This is a genomic window from Streptomyces sp. NPDC111628, from assembly GCF_055635195.1.
Genome location: NZ_JBVKBZ010000001.1, coordinates 841,177 through 862,262, shown reverse-complemented (window position 1 = coordinate 862,262; position 21,086 = coordinate 841,177). Strand labels below are relative to the sequence as shown.

The following is a 21,086-nucleotide window of genomic DNA, read 5'->3' as shown; positions in this document are numbered from 1 at the left end:
GGAGCGTAAGCGCTGGGCGTCGATTCCTCCGGTGGTCCGGCGGTGTCCATCGCGTAGGGACGAATTTCAGTGGCCGCTGTCGTGGCGGCGCGTGCTTTCCGGTCTGTCGGGCTGCGAATCCCGCGCGGCGGCCAGGGTGTGGGTGGCGGCCCAGGAGGCGAGGAAGGCCAGCGCTTCGTGGCTGGGCGTGCCCGGTTCGGCACTCCAGACGACGAGTTGCTGGTCGGGGTCGGTGGCACAGGCGAGTGTCTCCCAGTCGAGGGTGAGTTCACCGACGAGCGGGTGGTCGATCTTCTTCACTCCGGCGGTCTGGGCGGCGACGTTGTGGGCGGCCCACCACCGGCGGAAGTGCGGGTCCTTTATCGACAGGTCTCCGACGAGTTCGCTCAGGCGGGGGTCGTCGGGGTGGCGAGCGGCTTCCATGCGCAGGAAGGCCACACAGTCCGGCGCTATGGCACTCCAGTTCTTGTAGCGCGCTCTGATCTCGGAGTCGGAGAAGACCAGGCGGGCGTAGTTGCGCTCCTTCGCGGAGAGCTGGGAGAAGTCGGTGAGGAGGGCTGCCGCGAGGGGGTTCCAGGCGAGGATGTCCATACGGCGGCCCAGGACGATCGCGGGGAAGCCGAGGGCGTCGAGGAGGCGCCGGGTCGGGGGGCGCACCTTCTGGGTTGCGGGTCGCTGTGGGCGAGGGGCGTCCTTGCCGGCCAGTTCGAGGAGGTAGGTCCGCTGGTCGTGGTCAAGACGCAGCACGTCGGCCAGCGTCGCGAGGACCGGCGCGGACGCCTTGAGACGGCCCTGCTCCACGCGGGTGTAGTACTGGACGCTGATCGAGGCGAGCTGGGCCACTTCTTCGCGGCGCAGCCCCGGGACCCGGCGCGGCCGGCCGTCATCGGTGAACCCGATGTTCCCGGGCTTCAGATCGGCTCGTCGCGCCTTGAGGAACTGCCCGAGCTCGTTGTGGTTCGCGTCCCTGCCCATGCGACCACAGTAAGGCCGCGATCACCCGCCACGAGGCACTGCCGGGGGTAGAGACTCATACCCCCCTCGTGCCCCTTGGTCGCGCCGGTATTTCCCCCTGCCGTCAAGCCGCGGAAGACCGAATTTTTCTGCCCCTTCGTGAGCGTCACCCTTTCCCAGCGTGTTCGGTGTGTGCCCGGACGATGGGCGACCGGGGAAGGGGGGTATGGATCCTTACCCTGTACCACGGCCGGTGGATATGTGACGGTGGATTCACCGCTGGATCCGATCGCCGCGGAGAACACGAGGGTCGGCTGGAGCGCACCATTTCGGCGTCCCGGTAATTCTCGCGGAACGACATCGCTTTTCAGGAGGCGTCAGCCGTGAAAACCGTCACTTTCAAGAACAAGCACGTGGACGTCGCCGCGAACATCCACTTCCCGCCCGGCTTCGACCCCGCCCAGAAGTACCCGGCCATCGTCAGTGCCCACCCGGTCGGCAGCTGCAAGGAGCAGACCTCGGGGTCGGTGTACGGCAAGGCGTTCGCGGAGGCGGGCTTCGTCGTCCTGGCCTTCGACGCCGCTTTCCAGGCCGGCAGCGGCGGCGAGCCCCGCCAGCTGGAGGATGCGACGTGGCGGGTGGAGGACTTCCGCTGCGCCGCCGACTACCTCGTCACCCTCGACTACGTCGACGAGGACCGTATCGGCGTCTTCGGCATGTGCGCCGGCGGCGGCTACACCTGGGCCGCCGCAATGACCGAGCGCCGCTTCAAGGCGGTCGCAACGGTCACCGGAGTCAACCTGGGCCGGCTGCTGCGTCAGGGCGACATGTCTCCGGACGCGGCCGTCAAGACGCTGGAGGCCATCTCGGCCCAGCGCACCGTCGAGGCCCGCGGGGGCGAGCAGCGGCTCGACAGTTCCCTGCCGCCGTCGGTGGAGAAGGCCAAGGAGCTCGGCATGGTTCCGCCCCTCCACATCGACGTCGCGGAAGCCACCGAGTACTACAAGACTCCTCGGGGCGCCCACCCGAACGGAACCAACCTGTGGTCGTTCTCCTCCATGGCCCCCACGGTCTGGTTCGACGCCTACCACCTCGCGGACAAGCTGCTGACCCAGCCCCTGCTGCTCGTCGTCGGCAACAAGCCGGGTGAGTTCGGCGCCTACCGGGACGCCTTCGAGGTCTTCGACAAGGCCGCCTCCCAGGACAAGGAAGTACTGGTGATCCCGGGCGTCTCCCACTACGACCTCTACGACAAGCCCGAGGCCGTCGGGCCCGCACTCGACGCGCTCATCCCGTTCTTCAACAAGCACCTCTGAGCCGCCCGTCCTCGCCTTCTTCGACAGGGACGACCGCGCCCGCAGACCGCACTCTCCGGCCGGCTCGGCCGAGCACCCTCACGCCGCTCGTCCGGCCCGCCCTCATCGCACGACCTACCGGGAGCCACCCGTGAGCATGCCTTCACCCGAGACGATCGCCACGAGCATGGCCCAGGGGTTCGCCTACACCCGCCGTGTCCCGGTCCTGCGCCGACCTGACGAGTACGGCCTCTCCCACGAGGACGTCACGTTTCCCTCGCAGGACGGCACCCCGCTGGAGGGCTGGTTCATCCCGGCCGAATCCGACAAACTCGTCATCGCCAACCACCCGATGCCGGCCAACCGCTACGGCTACCCCGGGCATCTGCCCCAGTACGCCACCCCCTTCGCCGACTTCGAGGTCAACTTCCTGCCCGACTACAAGAACCTTCACGACGCCGGCTACAACGTCCTCGCCTACGACCTGCGCAACCACGGCCGCAGCGGCGAAGCCAACGGGGGCTTGGTCGGCATTGGCCAGTTCGAGTACCGCGACGTGATCGGCTCGGCGCACTACGGGCGCGAGCGCATGGGCGTCGACAACACCCGTATCGGCTTTCTCTCCCGTTGCCTGGGGGCGAACTCCACCATCGTCGCGATGTCCAGGCACCCCGAGGAGTTCGAAGGCGTCCGGGCCCTCGTCGCCGTTCAGCCGGTGTCCCTGCGCGCACTCGCGGAGACCGCCCTGGCCCGGGTGCCCGGCGGGATCGGACTGCTGGAGACGGAACTCAGGAACCTGACCGGCTTCGACCTGGATGAGCTCTCCCCGCTGGAATACGCGAAGGACGTCCGCGTGCCCACGCTCATCGCCCAGGTCCACGAGGACTCCAGCACCCGGCCCGAGGACGTCCAGAGCATCTACGACAACCTCGCCGCCGAGGACAAGGAGCTGCACTGGATCGAGGGGACCACCCGCCGCTTCGACGGCTACAACCACTTCCCCGAGCACCCCGGCCGGATGATCGACTGGTTCGCCACCCACCTCACCTGATCCTCCCCGGGCCCACCCGAAACCGAGGCTCGTAGGAGACCCCGCCATGAGCAGTCTTCCCCAGACCTTGCGACTGCGGCGCGAAGTCTCGCCACTGGAACTCTTCTACGACCTCGTCTTCGTCTTCGCCGTCTCCCAGCTCTCCCACCACCTCCTGGAGCACCTCACCTGGCGCGGCGTCGCCGAGACCGCCGTCCTGCTGGTCGCCGTCTTCGGCACCTGGGCCTACACCAGCTACGAGGCCACCTTCCTCGACATCCACCGCCAGGTCACCCGCTGGATGATCGTCGTCGCCATGGGCCTCGGGCTCTTCATGAACGCCGCGCTCCCCGGCGCCTTCGACGACCGGGCCTGGGTGTTCGTGATCCCGCTCCTCGCCATCCTCTTCTTCGCCGGCACCGTGACGGCCCTGGCGGCCCGCACCGACGCCCTGCGCGAGCACTTCCGCCGCACCCTGATCTGGATGGCAGCGTCCGCACCGCTGTGGATCGTCGGAGCCGCGGCGGGCTCCGGCCCGCGGCTGTGGTGGTGGGCCGCCGCCGCCCTGATCGACCTCACCGGCACCTGGTTCGCCCACCCTCTGCCCGGCAGCACCCTCAGCAGCCGCGAACTCGCCTTCGACGCCGAGCACATGATCGAACGCCTCCGCCTGTTCTTCATCATCCTGCTCGGCGAAACCGTCCTCACCACGGGCCGCGCCATGACCGAGGCACTCGTCGACCTGCCCAGCGTGCTCGCGACCGCCGGCGTCTTTACCGCCCTGGTGTGTCTGTGGGCGGCCTACTTCGGCGGCGGCGAGGACGTCCTCACCGACTCCGTCACCCACAGCCCCGACCCCGTCCGTTCGGTCCGCCACGGCGTCAACAGCGCCTATCTGGTCCTGGCCGCCCTGGTCGCCCTCGCCGTCGGCAGCGAACTGGCCATCGCCCACCCCACCGAGCACGGCTCGCTCACCATCGCACTGCTCCTCTTCGGCGGCCCCGTGCTCTACCTCGCCACCACCGCCTGGTTCTTCGGCACGACCACCGGCGGAGCCTGGAAGGAACGCCTCCTCGCCTGCCTCGCCCTCACTGCCGCCGGCGTGGCCGCCGTGTGGCTACCCCCGCTCGCCTCCCTCGCCCTCCTCGATCTCATCCTCATCACCACAGCCCTCACCCTCATCCGCACCCACCAACGCCTGACGGACTCCCTGAAAGCAGCAACCACGGAATGAACCGCGACCAGAGAACCGCATGCCGCACCGCGCAGTTCGCATGACGCCCCTGGAGTCTGTACGGCGGATCACTGACGGATCCAGCGCCGGATCGCTGCGGCGGTCACGGTGCCGTGAAAGACATGGGCCCGCTTGTCGTAACGGGTCGCGACGGGGCGGGTGTTCTTGAGCCGGTTGATGGTCCGCTCGACCTCGTTGCGGCGGCGGTTGGCCCGTTGGTCCTTCGGTTCCGGGATCGTGTTCCGAATGTGGCGTCCTCGCAGGTAGCGACGGTCCCGGCGGGAGCCGTATGCCTTGTCGCCGCTGACGTGGTCCGGCCGGGTCCGGGGCCGTCCACCTGACAGGCGGGGAACCCGGATCCGATTCAGGACCTCGGTCATCTGCGGAGCATCGCCCCACTGACCTGGTGTGAGCACGAGGGCCATGGGTCGGCAGCCACCTCGCCGGCGAGGTGGATCTTGGATGTCAGACCGCCCCGGGACCGCCCGCCCCATGTCCTGACCAGCAGCCGTCTGGCCAGGAGGTCACATGATCCGCCGGACAGGCCCTAGCATGGGGTGGTGTCGGATCCCGTGTGGCCGCTGTCCCCGGACGAGATACCCGAGTTGAGAACCGACAGTGGCATCGGCACCATGCTGCTGCACAACTCACGGCCGGATGCCGGCGGCCGGTTCTTTGCCACCGCATGGTTGGTGATCTTGTTCCCGGTCCTGCCGCGGGGCCGCTACTACGTGCGGCAGGGGGCGAGCAGCGAGTCTCCGGCACTCGGCGGGACGGTGCACACGACGCGCTACGAGTTCTTCGGAAGGTCCTCCATCCGAATGAGCGAAGTCATCCGATGTTACGTGTTCGGGTGGCTCGTCGTGCCGGTCTTCTTCTTGCTCCCTGCCGTGGCTGTCCTGTGGTGGTTGACGCACGACTCCGGCTGGTCCTCCGGGCTTTGGGGGTTTCTCGCGGTGGCCGTCTGGGCGACCCTGGGCACGCTCCTCTTCATTCAGTACAGGAGGCGCTGGCGACCTGTGCGCGAAGCTCACTGGGTTCCGGCCGGGCCGTCTGTCTGATCCTGGCCCGACGTCACACCGTGAGCGCGCCCCGGCTCAGCGCGGCGACGAAGGGCGCCCAGGCGCGGGCGGTGAGGAGGAGGACGGGGCCATTCCCGTCGCCGTCGCGGGAGACCTTGGAGTCCCGGACGGGGACCAGGCCGGGGACGCCGTCGGCGACTTCGAGGCAGTCGCCGCCGCTGCCGTTGCTGTAGGTCGACTTGCGCCAGAAGGCATCACTCAAGTCGATCCGGTCGCTCGCCATTTCGGTATTCCCCTGCCGCCGCCTTGATCCTGGCCAGGGACGTCTCTGGTGACAGTGCGACGGCCCTGAGCCGATCGTACGACTTGCGGTACTCCTCTACGAGCGCCGGATCATCGATGGTGACACCGTTGTGCAGCGACTCCGTGTACACCAGCGGCGGAGCGTCCGGAAAGGACATGAGCTTTGCGGTGCCAACCATGAAGGGGTGCGGGCCGCATGTCCGCAGGAGGATCTGCGGAACGATACGTCGACGCTCGGCGAGCCTCACGACCCGGTCGAGCTGTCCGGCCATTTCTCGTGACGGCAGGATGGGGTCCAGCAGCAACGACTCGTGAAGGATCGTCCAGTACGACGGGGTGTGGTGGTCCTCCTCGAAGAGGCTGGCACGCGCCATCCTGGCGCTGACCTTCGGCTCAACGTCTTCATCGAGGGCCAGGGGATGAGTCGCCAGGACAACGGCCCGCGCGTACTCCGGGGTTTGAAGCAACCCGGGAAAGAGGCTGGGACACCACTCCTCAATGGCCTTGGCGCGCTTCTCCGCCTCAAGCACCTGCTCGAAGTACGCGGCGTGCCCCGCCCGCCGCGCCTTCCGCACATCCTCGCACCGCCGCTCGAAGAACCCGTCCGTCCCCAGCACCTGGTCCGCGTGCCGGGCCAGGTCCAACGGCATGCGCCGCTCGCCGCGTTCGATGTCGCTCAGGTGCGACTTGCCGTAGAAGCTGCCCTCGACCAGCGCCTCCAGCGACAGTCCGGCCCGCTCCCGCTGGTACCTCAACTCCTTGCCGTAGAAGGTCGGGACGCTCGTCGAGCCGTCGATGTCCTTGCGCTGTGCCACCGCACAACTCCTTCCGCACTCCGGGCTGCCGACGCGAGATCCCTTTCACGGTAGGGCGCCAAACGTCACTGTGTGAGGCGTTCGTCACAGAGCGCACACGGAAAGGTGCCCGTTCATGACCCAACCGCCCCGTCCGCAGGACGACATGCCCCGCTGCGTGGAGGAGCTCCGCGCCGCCCTCGCCCTGCACGGCATCGCCCTCCCCTCCCTCGGTCTGGATCTGCCGACGTTCGCCGGCGCGTACGCCCCGCCCGCCGGTCTCGTCTCGCTCGGCAACTGCAACGCGGCCACCGCCCGTGCGCTCGCCGCGGTCCTGCGCCAGGCGGCGCCGTGACGATCTGGGAACTGAGCCTGCTCGCCACGCCGGAGGCCGTACCGGAGGTGCGCCGCCTTCTGCACCGTTACGACCACGACGTCCGCCTGTGCGTGACCGAGTTGCTGACGAACGTCATCGACCACGTGGGCGAGGGCACCCCCGCGACCGTCCGCATCGCCGTACTGCCCACCGGCCGCACGCGCGTGGAGGTCGCCGACCCCGACCCACGCGCCCTGCCCCTCCTCGCCGGACCGGCCGGTGCCACCGACGAGTCCGGGCGCGGCCTCGCCCTCCTCGACGCGCTGGCGCTGCGGTGGGGCGTGGAGCAGTGCGGGCACGGCAAGACGGTCTGGTGCGAGCTGGCGGGAGAGCCGCCGCTCGACGCCGTCCGGGCACCCGCCGCCCCGGCGGTCCGGGGCGGACGGTGAGGGTCAGGACTGGTCCAGGGCCCGTTCGATCGCGCGGCGGGCCCGGTCCGCGGCCGTCCGGTCGTGCTGGAGCTGCATGGCCGCGTTGAGCGCCAGCCCGGCCGCGACGATCTCGAACAGCGCCTGGTCGACGTCGAAGTCCGCGGGCAGCTCGCCGCTGTCCACCGCCGTGGTCAGGTCCGCCCGCAGCTGCCCCCGCCAGCGCGACCACACCTCGGCCACGGCGTCGCGGACCCGGCCGGGGCGGCCGTCGTACTCGCTGAGTGCCGCGGTCATCAGGCAGCCGCCGGGCAGCAGCGGTTCTTCCAGGTAGCCCACGGAGTTGGCGCAGACCGCGCGCAGTCGCCGCAGACCCGGCGGCTCGCCGAGTGCCGGCTCGACCACCCGGTGCCAGAAGTCCACGAACGCCTTGTCCAGCGTGGAGATCTGCAGCGTCTCCTTGGTGCCGAAGTGCTTGTGCACCCCGGACTTGCTCATCTCCAGCTCCTCGGCGAGCCGGCCGATGGTGATGCCGTCCAGCCCTTCCTCGGAGGCGATCTCGGCGGCACGGCCGAGGATCCGGCCCCTGGTGGCCTGCGCTTCGGCCGCTGAGCGTCGTGGTGACATGGGACGAATATAGCGTACGGTCGTTCGCTATTGATTTAGCGAACGACCGTACACTAACGTCCGGAGCTCCACCGACCGAAGGAGTGCGGGATGCGAGTGCGACGACTGGGCTGGGCCGGACTGGAGATCGAGGCGGGCGGCGAGCGACTGCTGATCGACTACGTGCGGGACCTCTCGCCGCTGTTCACGGGGTGGAAGCCCGGCGAGAACGTGGCGGTGCCGGGCGGGAGGGCGTCCGCCGCGCTCGTCACCCACCTGCACCGGGACCACACCGACGCGCCCGCGCTCGCGGACGTGCTGACGCCGGGGGCGCCGGTGCTGCGACCGGCGGCCGGTCACGGTGACGACGTGGACAACGTGACGACGCTCCTGGCCGAGCGAGAGCTGGTCCGGCACCGGCTGGCGGCCGAGGTCGTGGACGTCTGGTCCTCGCGCGACCTGGGGCCGTTCCGCGTCACGGCGGTCCCCGCTGTGGACGGGCTCGGCGACCCGCAGGTGAACTGGGTGGTGGAGGCCGACGGGCGGCGGATCTTCCACGGCGGCGACACGATGTTCCACGGCTTCTGGTGGCTGGTCGCGCGCCGGTTCAGCCCGTTCGACGCGGTGTTCCTGCCCGCCAACGGCGCCGTGGTCGACGCACCGCACCTGCAGCCCCCGAGCCCGGTGCCCGCCGCGTTGGACCCGCGGCAGGCCGCCGCGGTGGCGGAGATCCTCGACGCCCGGCTCGCGGTGCCGATCCACTACGAGCCGGAGCAGCCGGACAAGATCGCGGGCTACGTCGAGGTGGCCGACCCGGAGGCCGAGTTCCGCGCGCACGCCGGGCGGCGCGCACACGTACTGACCGTCGGGCAGTGGCTCGACCTGGCCACGTGACCGGGCACCGTCCGCCCGGCCTCCGCCGGCTCACGCGGCCGGGACCGTCGCCCAGGAGCGCAGCTTCTCGGGGTTGCGCATCGCCCACAGGTGGCGGACGCGCTGGTCCGAGACGCCGAAGGAGTACACCGTCACGACCGCGCCGTCCTGGCAACCGACCAGTCCCGGCCGCCCGTTGACCGTGCGTTCGAGCAGCGTCTGCCCGGACTGCCGCGGGCCGAAGCGCAGCAGGCCGCGCACGATCCGCTCGCTGCCCCGCACGGGGTGCTCCAGGGCGCGCACCACGCCGCCTCCGTCGCCGACCGCGGTCGCCTCGGGGTCGAGGAGCCGGATGAGCGCAGCGACGTCGCTGATCTCCCAAGCCCGCTTGAGAGCGCGTACGACGGCCGCGTCCTGCGCCGTCGACGTGGCGGCGGACTCCCGTGCGGTGCGGATCCCCCGGCGCGCCGTGGACGCCAGCCGGCGGCAGGCGGCGGGCGTGCGGCCGACGATCCTGGCCACCTCGGGGAACGGATAGCGGAAGACGTCGTGGAGGACGAAGGCGACCCGCTGGGCCGGGGACATCGAGTCCAGGACGACCAGGAAGGCCATGCCGACCGACTCGTCGAGGGTGATCAGATCGGCCGGGTCGGAGGCGATACCGGGGGCCCGTGCGGCGTTCCGCTCGGCGGGGTCGGCCAGCGGCTCGGGGAGCCACTGCCCCACGTAGTGCTCCCGCCGGGCCCGGGCGGAGCGCAGGTGGTTGAGGCAGACCCGGCTGACGACCGTGGTGAGCCAGGCCCCCGGGGTCCCGACGGCCTCCCGCCGGCCCGCCGGCATCGCGTACCAGCGGGCGTACGCCTCCTGGACGGCGTCCTCCGCGTCGGCCAGCGAGCCGAGCATCCGGTAGGCCACGTTGATCAGTTGCCGCCGCTCGCCGGTGACCGGCGCGGATCGGGTGGTCATTGCTTCCGACGCTCCTTCTGCCGCGTGCGCGCGTGTCCTCACCCCCCTACGACGCGACAGCGCGGCCAGGTGTGACATGCGGGCCGGAGCCCCCGGTCCGGGGCGGGGGCTCACACTTCGGGCCGCCACGGTGTCGGAGGAGTGGAACGACGTCCGAACCGACTTCGAGGAGCGACTCCGCCATGACCACCACCGAGGACACGACGACCACCACCGCGGGGCAGGACGGGACACGGTCCCGCCTGCCCGACCCCACCGGGCTCTACCCGGAGTTGCTGGCCCTCTCCGCGGCCGTGCAGAAGGCACTCCGCAACGGTCCGGTCCCGCAGGCCACCCTCGCTCTGATGCGCCTGCGCACCGCACAGCTCATCGGCAGCACCTACCACGGCGTCGCGGCGACCGACGCCCTGCGCAAGGCCGGCGAGGAGGAGCGGCGCATCACGGCCGTGGCAACCTGGCAGAGCGCCCCCTGCTTCACCGGTCCCGAGCGTGCCGCGCTGGAACTCGCGGAGGCCGTCCTCACCCCGAACCCGTTCGGGGACCGGGTGAGTGACGACCTGTTCGCCCGGCTGTCCCGGCACTACGACACCGACGGGATCTGGCACCTCACCCTGTTCCTGGGCCACATCAGCCTGTTCACCCCGGTCGCCCTCGTCGGCAAGCCGGTGCCCGGCCGGCCCCCGGGGAAGAACTACACCGACTGACGCACCGTCACCGATCGTGCCCCGGTCAGGCCGAAGCGTTCTCCTTGACGGTGATGCGGCCCTTGCGGATGGTGGCCACACGGGGGGCCTTCCTGGCGATCGCCGAGTCGTGGGTGACCATGACGAAGGTGAGGCCCAGCTCCTTCCACATGCGGTCGAGTACGTCCATGATCTCGTCGCGGGTCGACTCGTCGAGGTTTCCGGTGGGTTCGTCGGCGAGGAGCACCTTGGGCTGCTTCACCAGGGCGCGGGCGATGGCGACACGCTGCTGCTGGCCGCCGGACATCTCGCCGGGGAGGTGGCCGAGGCGTTCGCCGAGGCCGACGGAGGCCAGGGCCTCGGCCGCCTTCTCGCGCCGGTCCCTCGCCCGCACGCCGAGCGGGACCAGAGCGGTCTCGACGTTCTCCTGGGCGGTCAGGGTCGGGATCAGGTTGAAGGACTGGAAGACGAAGCCGATGCTCTCGCTGCGCACCCGGGTCAGTCGGGCCTCGGGAAGCCCCGCGAGATCGGTGCCGTCGAGGACGATCTCGCCGGAGCTGGGCCGGTCGAGGCCGCCCAGCATCTGGAGCAGGGTGGACTTGCCGCCGCCGGTGGGGCCCTGGATGACGAGCCGGTCGCCGTCGGCGATGGTCAGGTCGACGCCGTCGAGGGCGTGCACGACGGCCTTGCCGCGGGTGTAGCGCTTGGTGACGCCGCTGAGTTCGTACATGGTGCGACTCCTGGAGTACGGGGAAGGGGGGCGCTACTCGACGCGGCGCAGGGCGTCCGCCGGGCGCAGCCGAGAGGCGCGCCAGCCGCCGAAGCCGCCGGCGACGAGCCCGCCGGTCACGGCGAGGGCGACCGCGAGGGCGATGGTGGCGAGGCTGACGGGTGCGGTCAGCGCGATGTCGAGGGTCTTGGCGGCGGCCTGTCTGCCGGGGCCGCCCAGCCCGCCTCCGCCGAGGCCGCCGCCGGGACCGCCCGCACCCCCGCCGCCGCCCGCGCCGCCGCCTAGCTGGGCCTGCAGCGTCGGGCTGACGGCGGTGACGGCGTACGCGCCCGCGAGCCCCAGCGCGATGCCGAGGGCGCCGCCGACCAGGCCGTTGACGAGGGCCTCGCCGATCACCTGCCGGGTGACCCGGCCCGAGCGCCAGCCGAGCGCCTTGAGCGTGCCGAACTCGCGCACCCGGCGGGAGACGGCGGAGGAGGTGAGCAGACCGGCGACCAGGAAGGCGGCCACCAGGACCACGATCGACAACCACTTGCCTACGCCGGTGGCGAGCGAGGAGGCGGTGGACAGGGAGCCGGAGACGGTGTCGGCGAGGTCGGCGGAGGTGGTGACCGTCGTACCCGGGACGTTCTTCTGGATGGCGGACTTGACGCCGTCGATCCGCTGCGAGTCGGTCGCCTTGACGTAGATGGTGGTGACCTTGTCCTTCGCGTCGCCCAGCGTCTGGGCCTGCTTCAGCGGCAGGTAGAGGTCGGCCGCCGCGTCGCCGCTGTCGGCGGTGGCGATGCCGACGATCTCGAACTTCGTGTCCTTGACGGTGACCGTGCTGCCCGTCTTGAGCTTCTTCTCCTTGGCGTACGCCGAGTCGGCGACGGCGACCTTCGCGTCGGTCTCCGACTCCTTGAAGGTGCGTCCGCCGGTGATGGTGGACGTGGTCAGCGGGCCGAGGGCGGGCTCGGTGACGTCGGTGCCGTAGACGGAGTAGCTGTTGACGTCGAAGTCGGCGCCGCCGCCCTGGACGCGGCCCTGCGGGGACTGCCCGCCGCCCGGGCCGCCGCCCTGGCCCGTGCCGCCCGTGCCGCCCGTGCCGCCGCCGGAGGCATCCTGCTTGAACTGGCCGCGCGAGAACTCGCCGCTGACCTTGACGACTTGCAGGCTCAGGCCGCCCACCGCGTCGGCGACGCCGCTCTGCCCGGCGACCTTGCCGACGGTCTCACTCGCCAGCGACTGGAAGCCCTGCACCATGACGCGGTCGGTGCTCTGCTCCTCCTCGGAGCCGTCGTCCTGCGCGTCGAAGCGGAAGCGCGGCCGTTCGGCGGTGCCGCCGGAGGAGGCCTCGGCGGCCTTGGTGACGGTCATGTCCGTGCCCAGCCCGTACAGGGACTGCAGGACCTTGTCCTGGGCCCGGCTCATTCCGGAGGAGACGGAGTCGACGACGATGACCAGCGCGATGCCCAGCGCCAGGCCCGAGGCGACGACGAGGGCCGCCTTTCGGCGGCGGCGCAGCTCGCGCCTCAGGTACGTGAAGAACATGGCCGCAACGTAGGGACGGCCCGTGATGAAGGGATAAGGCCCGCGTAAGAGAAGGATGAGAAGCCGGGAAAGGCGCGGGCGCCCGCCACTCCCGTGCGGGGAGTGGCGGGCGCCCGTGCGAAGTAGCCTCGGCCCTCAGGGAGTTCGGCGTCAGACCGCCGAACCCGCCTTCCACTGGGCCCAGTCCATGTTCCAGCCGTTGAGGCCGTTGTCCGGGGCGATGGTCTTGTCGCCGGTGTTCTGGACGACGACCACGTCACCGATGATCGAGTTGTTGTAGAACCAGGCGCCCGGCGTGTTCGGGTCGTCGGCGCCCTTGGCGTCGGCCAGGCCCACGCAGCCGTGACTGGTGTTGACGCTGCCGAAGATGCCCTTGCCCCAGTAGTTGCCGTGGATGAAGGTGCCGGAGGTGCTCAGGCGCATGGCGTGCGGCACGTCCTTGATGTCGTACTCGCCCTTGCCGTCGTCGTCGGTGAAGCCGACGGTCGAGCCGTCCATCCGGGTCTCCTTGAACTTCTCGGAGATCACCATCTGGCCTTCGTAGGTCTTGTTGTCCGGGGAGCCGGCGGAGATCGGGATGGTCTTGACCGTCTTGCCGTCCTGCGTGACCTTCATCTGCTTGGTCTTCGCGTCGACGTAGGAGACCTGGTTGCGGCCGATCTTGAAGGTGACCGACTTCTGCTGGACGCCGTAGACGCCGTCGGCGCCCTCGACCCCGTCGAGCGCCAGCTTGAGGGTCACGGTCGAGCCCTCCTGCCAGTAGTTCTCGGGGCGGCAGTCCATGCGCTGGGTGGAGAACCAGTGGCAGGCGACCTCCTGGCCGCTGCTGCTGTTGACCGTGATGCCCTTCTGGACGGCGGCCTTGTTGGTGATCTGCTTGTCGAAGTTGATCGACACGGGCATCCCGACGCCGACGGTCTTGCCGTCGTCCGGGGTGAAGGTCCCGATGAAGCTGTTCTCCGGGGAGACCGTGGTGAACGACGCGTTCTCGTGGGCGGCGCGGCCCTCGGAGTCCTGCGCGGTCGCCGTGATCTGGTACTTGGTGGCGCGCTCCAGCTGGCCGCCGGGCTTCCAGCTGGTCTTGTCGGCGGATATCTCGCCCTTGACCTCGGTGCCGTCCGAGGCGGTCATCTTCACCTCGGTGAGCGTGCCCTTGCTCACGGTGACGCCGGCGGAGTTGTTGATGGAGGCGTTGTCCGAGCCGCCCTTGGGCGTGATCTTGATCTGCGCCTCGGACGTCTTCTTGGCCGCCGCCTCGTCGACCTCGGCCTGCGAGGTCTTGTCCCCACCCCCGGAGGTGTCGGCGTCGCTACTGGAACATGCCGAGAGCACCAGCACACCGCCGAGCAGTGCGGACGCGGCCGCCAGGCCCTTGCGCCGCTTACCGTCCGTCATCACACGCTTCTCCATCGTTGCCGATTCCCGAAACCCCGAGATACCCCGTCAATAACTTTCAACGCTACGACCGGTTCGTCCCGTTCCACATCGCTCACGGGTGTGGGGCATACCACGTTTGCCCCAGGGGGCGGACGCTGTGCGGAGAGGTGTCGGCCAGTGCGCACCGTGAGACGACGAAACCCCGGGCGGCGGTTGCCGCCCGGGGTCAGGAATTTCCCCACACCGCGTCAGCCGACCGTCATTTCCTCGTCTTCCGGGTCGTTCTCGCCGCCATCATCCTCGTCGAGGTCCCACTCGGGCGAGTCGGGGTCGTAGTCGATCTGCTCACTGCTCCAGGAGGCCTGCTGGAGCTCGACCCCGGGCACCACGCTGACCAGGTCGAACGGGTCGACGAGGTGCGCCAGGGCCTCGGCGGTGTCCTCCGTCACAGCGCGCTCGGAGTCGGCCCGTTCCGCGTCGGACAGGTCGGTGTCGTCGGCGAGGGCCTGCAGGGCGGCCCCGGTGACGGCCTCCTCGTCGTCGATCTCTAGCACCAGCTCGACGCGAATACGTACAAACCGTGATGTCTCTGGAGTGCTCATGCCCGGAGCGTAAGGCCGACCGCTCCCGTGACTTTCCTGTGACCCGCGCCTTTCACTAACATCTGCCCACACGGCCAATTCGCCAGCGCCACAAGGGGATCGATATTCCGTGTCATCCGCTCGCCGTTCGTTGCTGACCGCCGCCGCCGCGGGCGGCCTGCTCTGTGCCCTGTGGTTCGTCCCGTCGGCGAACGCGACACCCGAGACAGCGGTGCTCGAGTCCGCCGCCGCGACCCCGTCTCCGCAGGTCACGGCCCAGGCGAGAGCCGCCTCCGCCGACTCGTCCACGGACACGGCGGCCACCGGCGAGGGCCCGACCCGGCTGGCCGACACCGGCAGCTTCGACAGCACTCCGTACGTCGTCGGCGGCGCCCTCTGCCTCGGCCTCGGCGCCGGCTTCGTGGGCTACTCGGTCCGCCGGGAACGCCTCGGCCTTTGAGAGAACTTGACGTTCTTTTGGCTTTCTTGACCGCGGGAAGGCCCACTGGAAGATCTGCCCGGCCGTCCGGTGTACCCGGAGACGGTCCGAGGGAACCCGGCACCGCGCCGGACCCCCTCGGACCTGTCACCGCCGCGCGCTAGCGCAGCGGCCCCGTGACGGTCTCCGCGGCCGCGACCAGGTGCCCGGCGCGCACGAACGCCTCCGCCGCGGCGAGGTCGGGCGCCAGGTGGCGGTCCGGTCCCGGACCCTCCACACCGGCCGCCCGTACGGCCTCGACGACGGCCTGCGACGCGGGCGCCGGGGTCAGGCCCTCGCGGAGCTGGATCGCGCGCGTGGCGGCGTACAGCTCGACGGCGATCACGCGGGCCAGGTTGTCGACGGCCGTGCGCAGCTTGCGCGCCGCCGACCAGCCCATCGACACGTGGTCCTCCTGCATCGCGGAGGACGGGATGGAGTCCGCCGAGGCCGGTACGGCGAGCCGCTTCAGCTCGCCGACCAGGGCGGCCTGGGTGTACTGGGCGATCATCAGGCCGGAGTCGACGCCCGGGTCGTCGGCGAGGAACGGCGGCAGGCCGTGGCTGCGGTTCTTGTCCAGGAGCCGGTCGGTGCGCCGCTCGGCGATGGAGCCGAGGTCGGCGACGGCGATGGCGAGGAAGTCCAGGACGTAGGCGACGGGAGCGCCGTGGAAGTTGCCGTTGGACTCCACCCGCCCGTCGGGCAGGACCACCGGGTTGTCGACGGCCGCGGCCAGCTCGCGCTCGGCGACGAGTCCGGCGTGGGCCATGGTGTCGCGTCCGGCACCCGCGACCTGCGGGGCGCAGCGCACCGAGTAGGCGTCCTGGACGCGGGGGGCGTCGTCCTGGTGGTGGCCGGTCAGGCCGGAGCCCTTGAGCACGGCGGCCATGTTGGCGGCGCTGGCGGCCTGCCCGGGGTGCGGGCGGATGGCGTGCAGCTCGGGGGCGAGCACGCGGTCGGTGCCGAGCAGGGCCTCCATGGTCAGCGCGGCGGTGATGTCGGCCGACTTGTAGAGGGTGTCGAGGTCGGCGAGGGCCATGACCAGCATGCCGAGCATGCCGTCGGTGCCGTTGAGGAGGGCCAGGCCCTCCTTCTCGCGCAGCTCGACCGGGGTGATCCCGTGCGCGGCGAGCAGCTCACCGGCCGGCCGTACGGTGCCGTCGGGGCCCTCGGCGTCGCCCTCGCCCATGAGGGTGAGCGCGCAGTGCGACAGCGGGGCGAGGTCGCCGGAGCAGCCGAGGGAGCCGTACTCGTGCACGACCGGGGTGATCCCGGCATTGAGGACGTCGGCCATGGTCTGCGCGACCTCCGGGCGGACGCCGGTGTGACCGGAGCAGACGGTCTTCAGCCGCAGGAACATCAGCGCGCGGACCACCTCGCGCTCGACGCGCGGACCCATCCCGGCGGCGTGCGAGCGGACGATGTTGCGCTGCAGCTGGGCCCGCAGGTCGGGGCTGATGTGCCGGGTCGCCAGGGCGCCGAAGCCGGTGCTCACGCCGTACACGGGGTCCGGCTTGGCGGCCAGCGCGTCCACGATGGAGCGGGCCGCGGCGAGGGCCGCCACCGCCTCCTCGGAGAGCTCGATCCGGGCGCCCGCGCGCGCCACGGCGAGAACGTCGGACGCGGTGACCCCCGCCGTCCCCACCACCACAGTGTGCATATCCATATTCAGGAGCGTACGCAGTGAATTCGATGATGTCACGAGGGGATACGTCACGGATGCGTGCAGGCTGCGCCCCTTACCGCACGCCGTACCGCCGCCCTGCCGCACCGTTTGCCGGGATCGGCGTCACGGCGAGTGCCGCCCGCGGAACCGCCTGCGCTCCCCGCCCTCCTCCCGGGAGGGCTCGTCCGCGAGCCGTACGACGGGGTCGTCGGGCCCCTCGCGCCCCGCGACGACCGGCCCGGCCGCCCGCTCGGCCTTGGCACGGTACTGGGCGGCGTCCGCGAGCCGGAACAGCCGGCGGGCGGAGCGCACCGACCCGACCGGGTCCTCGGTGGACGCGACCCCGCAGGCCACGCCGTCCCCCAGCTCCAGTTCCGCCGCCCGGCGGCACAGCTCCTCGGCCGCCTTGACCACGGCGTCGGCCGTCGGCCCGACCGCGAGCAGACAGAACTCGTCCCCGCCGAGCCGCGCGGCCAGCGCCCCCGGCAGCATCGCCCCGCACAGCGACAGCACCGACCCGAACCGCTCCAGGAGCCGGTCCCCGACGGCGTGGCCGTGCGTGTCGTTCACCCGCTTGAGGCCGTTCAGGTCGCAGACGACGAGGCTGACGACGACGCCCTCCTCGCGGTGCCGCTCCACGGCCTCGTCCAGCGCGGCGTCGACGGCGCGGCGGTTGGCCAGCCCGGTGAGCGCGTCGGTGTACGCGAGCCGCCTGACCTCCTCCAGCCGCTCGGTCTGCGCGATCCCGGCGGCGACGACGGAGGCCAGGACGGTGGCGAAGTCGGCGTCGCCCCGCTCGAAGACCCGCTCCCCCACCGGCCGGGCCACGTACAGCTCGCCCCACGCCCGCCCGTGCAGCACGATCGGCGCGACCACGCAGCAGCCGCGCCCCCGGCGGCGCAGGGCGGCGACCCGCTGGTGGACGTAGCCGGGACGCCCGGCGGCGGGCCCCGCGGCCGTCTCGACCCAGGCGTCGGGCTCACCGCCACCGGCCCACCGCTCGTGCAGGAACTCGGTGATCTCCGCGAACTGGTGCACCGGGTAGGACTCGTCCTCCGGGAACTCCTCCTCGTCCTCGGCCCGCCGGCCGACGTTCACGAGGACCCGCAGCCGCCCCAGCTCCCGCTCCCACACCGACAGCGCGGCGAAGCTGCCGCCCAGCGCCAGGCATCCGCCGACGGCCGCCGCCCGCCACGCCTCCCGCGCACTGTGCGCGGCGGCCATCCCCTGCGCAAGCGCCACCACGGCCGCGAGCCGCCTGTCGTCACCCATCACTCCAGGCTAGGGAGATTCACGAAGAAACGTTACTCAAACGGGGCGAACCGGGCGATTGTCTCCAGCTCACGCGGTCGCCTCACTCGCCCGGCCACCGCGGCGCCCGCTTCTCGTTGAACGCCGCCACGCCCTCCGCGCGGTCCCCCGAGAACGCCACCGACCGCCATGCCGCGTCCTCGACCTCGAGTCCCGCGCGCAGGTCCAGCCCGTGCCCGAGGCGCAGCGCACGCTTGGCCGCACGCAGCCCCACGGGCGAGTTCGCGGCCATCCGGGAGGCCAGCTCCAGCGCCTCCTCCCGGTCCCGCCCCTCCTCCACCAGCTGGTCCACGAGCCCCAGCTCGCGCGCCTCCTCGGCCGCCACCCGCCGCGCCGTGAACACCAGCTCGGCCGCGCGCGCCGCACCCACCCGGCGCGGCAGCAACTGCGTACCGCCACCGCCAGGGATCACGCCCACCGACACCTCCGGCAGCCCCACCACGGCCGTGGGGTCGGCCACGATCACGTCGCACGACAGCGCCAGCTCGAACCCGCCGCCCAGCGCGAACCCGTGCACGGCCGCGACCGTCGGCACCGGAAGCTCCAGGACCGCGGTGTACGCCCCGCGCGTCACCGGCCGCTGCCGCAGCAGATCGGCGTCGGTGAAGGAGTTGCGCTCCTTCAGGTCCGCCCCCACGCAGAACGCCCGCTCGTGCGTCGAGGTCAGCACCACCACCCGCACGCCGCGGTCCTCGCCCAGCGCCGCGCAGGCCGCGCCCACGGAGCGGGCCATCGCGGTCGACACGGCGTTCATGGCCTTCGGCCGGTCGAGCGCGAGCTCCGCGACATGCCCCTCCCCGTGCCGCCGCACCAGGACGAACTCTCCGAACCGCTCCTCGCTCATGACACCCTCCGGTTAACGCGTGTTAACAAGTAGACCGCCCGATCATCGCAGGCGGGCCCGCCCGGGGGAAGGCCGGGCGCGCCCGGTCCCCACCGACCCCGCTTACCCGTTCGAGTGACATACGGCCGACCGCCGTACCCCGGCCCACGGCAGCCCATAGCCTCGCTCCGCCATGGCGCAGCGGGGGCGCGTGCGCACCGGGGAGGGATCATGACGACGACCGGCACACCGACAGAGCCGCGGTACGCGTGGGGCCACCGCGGCCGGCACCGCAGGCCCCGCCCCCGCAAGGTGCTGCTGGCCGCGGGCGGCCTCGCCCTGGCGGCGGGCACCCTGAGCGTCGTACGCCTGCTGCCCGAGCCCGGCGCCGACGTCGGCGGCTTCCGCGCCGGGGCGGACCCGCGCGTGGAGGGCGGCGGACGGGCCACGGCCTCGGACCGGGCCACGACCCCTGCCGCCGGCGCCGTCGGCGAACCGTCCGGAGCCGGCCCCTCCGCGACGTCCGCCATGGGCGGCCTGAGCGGCTCCCCCGGACCGGGCCTCATACCCGGTCTCGTGCCCGGCCCCTCCGCGAGCGGTCCGGCGGCCCCGCTCCCCACCGCTACGACCGTGCGCACCCCGGGCGCTCCCGACACCCGCGGGCCAGGGGAAGGAGACAGGGAAAAGGAAGAGGGACGGGAACCGGGGGAAGACACCGGCGATCGGGCTCCCGCCCCGGGGACACCGGCACCACAGCCGTCGCGGTCCGACCGCCCCGCACCGCCCCCGCCACCGGACCGCGGCACGCCACCGACGTCCGATCCGGAGCCGGAACCCGACGACCCCGGCCTGTGCGTGCCGGTCATCGGCCTCTGCGTGGACCTGCTCGGCGGCTGACGGACGACGGCCGCGCCCTACGACGGCCCAGGGCCGCGGCCTATGACTCCCCGCCGCCGTCCCGGCGCGTGAGCAGCCACGGCTCGACCACGCCGAGACCGCGCACCGGCCGCTGCCACATCGGCTGGAGCGCGAAGCGGTACACCGGCGGCTCCTCGCCCTCCTTCTCCGCCGCGGCGGCCTCCTCCGCCGCCGCCGCCTCCGAGGCGGGGGCGTCCCGGGTGCGGATCAGCTCCTCCGCGAAGGCGGTGTCGACGAGGACCGCGTCCTTGGGGGCTATCGAGGTGAGCCGGGAGGCCAGGTTGACGGTGGTGCCGAAGACGTCGCCCATCCGGGTGGTGACCGTGCCGAAGGCGATGCCGACGCGCAGTTCCGGCATGGTCTCGTCGTGGGCCATCGTCTCGACGAGGAGCAGCGCGATCTCGGCGGCCGTACCGGCGTCGTCGGCGGCGTAGAGCACCTCGTCGCCGAGGGTCTTGACCAGCCGTCCGCCGCGCGCGGCCACCAGGTCGGCGGAGGTGGTCTCGAAGGCCTCGACCAGCTCGCCGAGCTCCTCCTCCTCCATCCGCCGGGTCAGCCGCGTGAAGCCGACCAGGTCCGCGAAGCCGACCGCGAGCCGCCGGTCCACCATCTCCTCGTCGTCCCCGGCCTGGATGACCCGGCCGGCCGAGGCGGCGAGCTGGCGCCGCCAGACGTAGACGAGGAACTCCTGCAGCTCGGGAAGGAGCAGCTCGACGATGGGATACGTCACCTCGGTGCGCGTCATCCCGGGCTCGGGGGGCTCGGTCAGGCCCTCCAGGAAGGAGTCGATCTGCCACTCGGCCAACCGGGCGGTGGTCTGCCCCGTGGACCGGGCGACCTGGACGGCCATCGCCTCGCTGAGCAGCCCCGCCTCCACCAGACCGGCCAGCCGCCGCAGGGCGAGGACGTCGGCCTCGGTGAGCGCCTTGGCCTGGCCGATGTCGGCGAAGCCCATGGCCCGCCAGAAACGGGAGGCCAGTTCCATGGAGACGCCCGCGCTGCGGGCGGCCTGGAAGGGGGTGTAGCGGCGCTCGGCGCCCAGGATGAGCCCTTCGAGGCGCAGCGCGAGCGGGTCCTCGCCGGGGTCGGCGGAGTCCGGGGCGGGCTCGGGGTCCACCCGGCCGTCCCCGTCCGCGCCGGAACCGGTGTCGTCGACGGTCACGCC

The 21,086-nt window shown here is 71.6% G+C and carries 23 protein-coding genes and 1 pseudogene; 10 read left to right on the top strand and 14 right to left on the bottom strand.

Going from position 1 to position 21,086, the window contains the following annotated elements:
- Positions 1 to 66: 66 nt before the first annotated feature.
- Entirely contained in the window at positions 67 to 975 is a 909-nt protein-coding gene (locus ACZ7MF_RS04345; RefSeq protein ID WP_471474415.1) for a helix-turn-helix domain-containing protein, read from the bottom strand.
- A gap of 362 nt (positions 976 to 1,337) precedes the next feature.
- Between ACZ7MF_RS04345 and ACZ7MF_RS04340 the strand changes: the two genes are divergently transcribed.
- From ACZ7MF_RS04340 to ACZ7MF_RS04330, 3 genes are all read left to right on the top strand, one after another.
- Positions 1,338 to 2,270: an alpha/beta hydrolase gene (locus ACZ7MF_RS04340; RefSeq protein WP_471474414.1), complete on the top strand. Its 933-nt coding sequence runs from the start codon at positions 1,338 to 1,340 to the stop codon at positions 2,268 to 2,270.
- A gap of 136 nt (positions 2,271 to 2,406) precedes the next feature.
- On the top strand, positions 2,407 to 3,300 hold the full coding sequence (locus ACZ7MF_RS04335; RefSeq protein ID WP_471475190.1) for an alpha/beta hydrolase: 894 nt from the start codon (positions 2,407 to 2,409) through the stop codon (positions 3,298 to 3,300).
- Between the two features lie 46 nt (positions 3,301 to 3,346).
- Positions 3,347 to 4,513, top strand: coding sequence for a low temperature requirement protein A (locus ACZ7MF_RS04330; protein WP_471474412.1), 1,167 nt, complete (start codon positions 3,347 to 3,349; stop codon positions 4,511 to 4,513).
- A 68-nt stretch (positions 4,514 to 4,581) separates the two neighbouring features.
- On the opposite strand, the pseudogene ACZ7MF_RS04325 reads toward ACZ7MF_RS04330, so the two are convergent.
- Positions 4,582 to 5,000: pseudogene (locus ACZ7MF_RS04325) on the bottom strand (IS5 family transposase); the annotation flags it as partial.
- A gap of 73 nt (positions 5,001 to 5,073) precedes the next feature.
- Here ACZ7MF_RS04325 and ACZ7MF_RS04320 point away from each other — a divergent pair.
- On the top strand, positions 5,074 to 5,574 hold the full coding sequence (locus ACZ7MF_RS04320; RefSeq protein WP_471474411.1) for a hypothetical protein: 501 nt from the start codon (positions 5,074 to 5,076) through the stop codon (positions 5,572 to 5,574).
- Positions 5,575 to 5,587: 13 nt separating this feature from the next.
- On the opposite strand, the gene ACZ7MF_RS04315 is transcribed toward ACZ7MF_RS04320, so the two are convergent.
- Both ACZ7MF_RS04315 and ACZ7MF_RS04310 read right to left on the bottom strand, forming a co-directional pair.
- Positions 5,588 to 5,818, bottom strand: coding sequence for a DUF397 domain-containing protein (locus ACZ7MF_RS04315; RefSeq protein ID WP_471474410.1), 231 nt, complete (start codon positions 5,816 to 5,818; stop codon positions 5,588 to 5,590).
- Positions 5,790 to 6,653, bottom strand: coding sequence for a helix-turn-helix domain-containing protein (locus ACZ7MF_RS04310; RefSeq protein ID WP_471474409.1), 864 nt, complete (start codon positions 6,651 to 6,653; stop codon positions 5,790 to 5,792). Before ACZ7MF_RS04310 ends, ACZ7MF_RS04315 begins: the two co-directional genes overlap by 29 nt.
- A gap of 115 nt (positions 6,654 to 6,768) precedes the next feature.
- On the opposite strand from ACZ7MF_RS04310, the gene ACZ7MF_RS04305 reads away from it, so the two are divergent.
- Entirely contained in the window at positions 6,769 to 6,987 is a 219-nt protein-coding gene (locus tag ACZ7MF_RS04305) for a hypothetical protein (RefSeq protein WP_471474407.1), read from the top strand.
- On the top strand, positions 6,984 to 7,397 hold the full coding sequence (locus tag ACZ7MF_RS04300; RefSeq protein WP_471474406.1) for an ATP-binding protein: 414 nt from the start codon (positions 6,984 to 6,986) through the stop codon (positions 7,395 to 7,397). The genes ACZ7MF_RS04305 and ACZ7MF_RS04300 overlap by 4 nt, the downstream gene beginning before the upstream one ends.
- Before the next feature lie 3 nt (positions 7,398 to 7,400).
- Here the strand turns inward: ACZ7MF_RS04300 and ACZ7MF_RS04295 are convergent, their stop codons facing one another.
- The gene (locus tag ACZ7MF_RS04295) at positions 7,401 to 8,003 is read right to left on the bottom strand and encodes a TetR/AcrR family transcriptional regulator (protein WP_471474405.1); all 603 of its coding nucleotides are present in this window, start codon (positions 8,001 to 8,003) and stop codon (positions 7,401 to 7,403) included.
- A gap of 90 nt (positions 8,004 to 8,093) precedes the next feature.
- Here ACZ7MF_RS04295 and ACZ7MF_RS04290 point away from each other — a divergent pair, with 90 nt between their 5' ends.
- Complete coding sequence (locus tag ACZ7MF_RS04290; protein ID WP_471474403.1) at positions 8,094 to 8,876, top strand: MBL fold metallo-hydrolase; 783 nt, start codon at positions 8,094 to 8,096, stop codon at positions 8,874 to 8,876.
- A gap of 30 nt (positions 8,877 to 8,906) precedes the next feature.
- Here ACZ7MF_RS04290 and sigJ read toward each other — a convergent pair whose 3' ends face one another.
- Positions 8,907 to 9,821 (bottom strand): RNA polymerase sigma factor SigJ, encoded by a 915-nt coding sequence (gene sigJ / locus ACZ7MF_RS04285; protein WP_471474402.1) that lies wholly within the window; start codon positions 9,819 to 9,821, stop codon positions 8,907 to 8,909.
- Positions 9,822 to 10,003: 182 nt separating this feature from the next.
- Between sigJ and ACZ7MF_RS04280 the strand changes: the two genes are divergently transcribed.
- Complete coding sequence (locus ACZ7MF_RS04280; RefSeq protein WP_471474400.1) at positions 10,004 to 10,525, top strand: carboxymuconolactone decarboxylase family protein; 522 nt, start codon at positions 10,004 to 10,006, stop codon at positions 10,523 to 10,525.
- A 25-nt stretch (positions 10,526 to 10,550) separates the two neighbouring features.
- Here ACZ7MF_RS04280 and ACZ7MF_RS04275 read toward each other — a convergent pair whose 3' ends face one another.
- The 4 genes from ACZ7MF_RS04275 to ACZ7MF_RS04260 form a co-directional block, all read right to left on the bottom strand.
- Positions 10,551 to 11,234, bottom strand: a complete 684-nt coding sequence (locus ACZ7MF_RS04275) for an ABC transporter ATP-binding protein (RefSeq protein WP_356860327.1) — start codon at positions 11,232 to 11,234, stop codon at positions 10,551 to 10,553.
- Positions 11,235 to 11,267: 33 nt separating this feature from the next.
- Positions 11,268 to 12,767: an ABC transporter permease gene (locus ACZ7MF_RS04270; RefSeq protein WP_471474399.1), complete on the bottom strand. Its 1,500-nt coding sequence runs from the start codon at positions 12,765 to 12,767 to the stop codon at positions 11,268 to 11,270.
- Between the two features lie 150 nt (positions 12,768 to 12,917).
- Positions 12,918 to 14,162 (bottom strand): L,D-transpeptidase, encoded by a 1,245-nt coding sequence (locus ACZ7MF_RS04265; protein ID WP_471474398.1) that lies wholly within the window; start codon positions 14,160 to 14,162, stop codon positions 12,918 to 12,920.
- Positions 14,163 to 14,392: 230 nt separating this feature from the next.
- Positions 14,393 to 14,746 (bottom strand): hypothetical protein, encoded by a 354-nt coding sequence (locus ACZ7MF_RS04260; RefSeq protein WP_016327131.1) that lies wholly within the window; start codon positions 14,744 to 14,746, stop codon positions 14,393 to 14,395.
- A 109-nt stretch (positions 14,747 to 14,855) separates the two neighbouring features.
- On the opposite strand from ACZ7MF_RS04260, the gene ACZ7MF_RS04255 reads away from it, so the two are divergent.
- Complete coding sequence (locus tag ACZ7MF_RS04255; protein ID WP_471474396.1) at positions 14,856 to 15,185, top strand: hypothetical protein; 330 nt, start codon at positions 14,856 to 14,858, stop codon at positions 15,183 to 15,185.
- 139 nt (positions 15,186 to 15,324) lie between these two features.
- Here the strand turns inward: ACZ7MF_RS04255 and hutH are convergent, their stop codons facing one another.
- The 3 genes from hutH to ACZ7MF_RS04240 all read right to left on the bottom strand — a co-directional run bounded on the left by hutH (position 15,325) and on the right by ACZ7MF_RS04240 (position 19,024).
- Complete coding sequence (hutH, locus tag ACZ7MF_RS04250) at positions 15,325 to 16,863, bottom strand: histidine ammonia-lyase (protein ID WP_471475188.1); 1,539 nt, start codon at positions 16,861 to 16,863, stop codon at positions 15,325 to 15,327.
- A gap of 129 nt (positions 16,864 to 16,992) precedes the next feature.
- Complete coding sequence (locus ACZ7MF_RS04245; RefSeq protein WP_471474394.1) at positions 16,993 to 18,141, bottom strand: GGDEF domain-containing protein; 1,149 nt, start codon at positions 18,139 to 18,141, stop codon at positions 16,993 to 16,995.
- An 82-nt stretch (positions 18,142 to 18,223) separates the two neighbouring features.
- Entirely contained in the window at positions 18,224 to 19,024 is an 801-nt protein-coding gene (locus ACZ7MF_RS04240) for an enoyl-CoA hydratase/isomerase family protein (RefSeq protein WP_356860315.1), read from the bottom strand.
- Between the two features lie 210 nt (positions 19,025 to 19,234).
- Here ACZ7MF_RS04240 and ACZ7MF_RS04235 point away from each other — a divergent pair, with 210 nt between their 5' ends.
- A complete protein-coding gene (locus tag ACZ7MF_RS04235) occupies positions 19,235 to 19,900 on the top strand; it encodes a hypothetical protein (protein ID WP_471474393.1) in 666 nt (221 codons plus the stop codon).
- A 40-nt stretch (positions 19,901 to 19,940) separates the two neighbouring features.
- Here ACZ7MF_RS04235 and ACZ7MF_RS04230 read toward each other — a convergent pair whose 3' ends face one another.
- Complete coding sequence (locus ACZ7MF_RS04230) at positions 19,941 to 21,083, bottom strand: adenylate/guanylate cyclase domain-containing protein (protein WP_115743890.1); 1,143 nt, start codon at positions 21,081 to 21,083, stop codon at positions 19,941 to 19,943.
- Positions 21,084 to 21,086 lie beyond the last annotated feature (3 nt).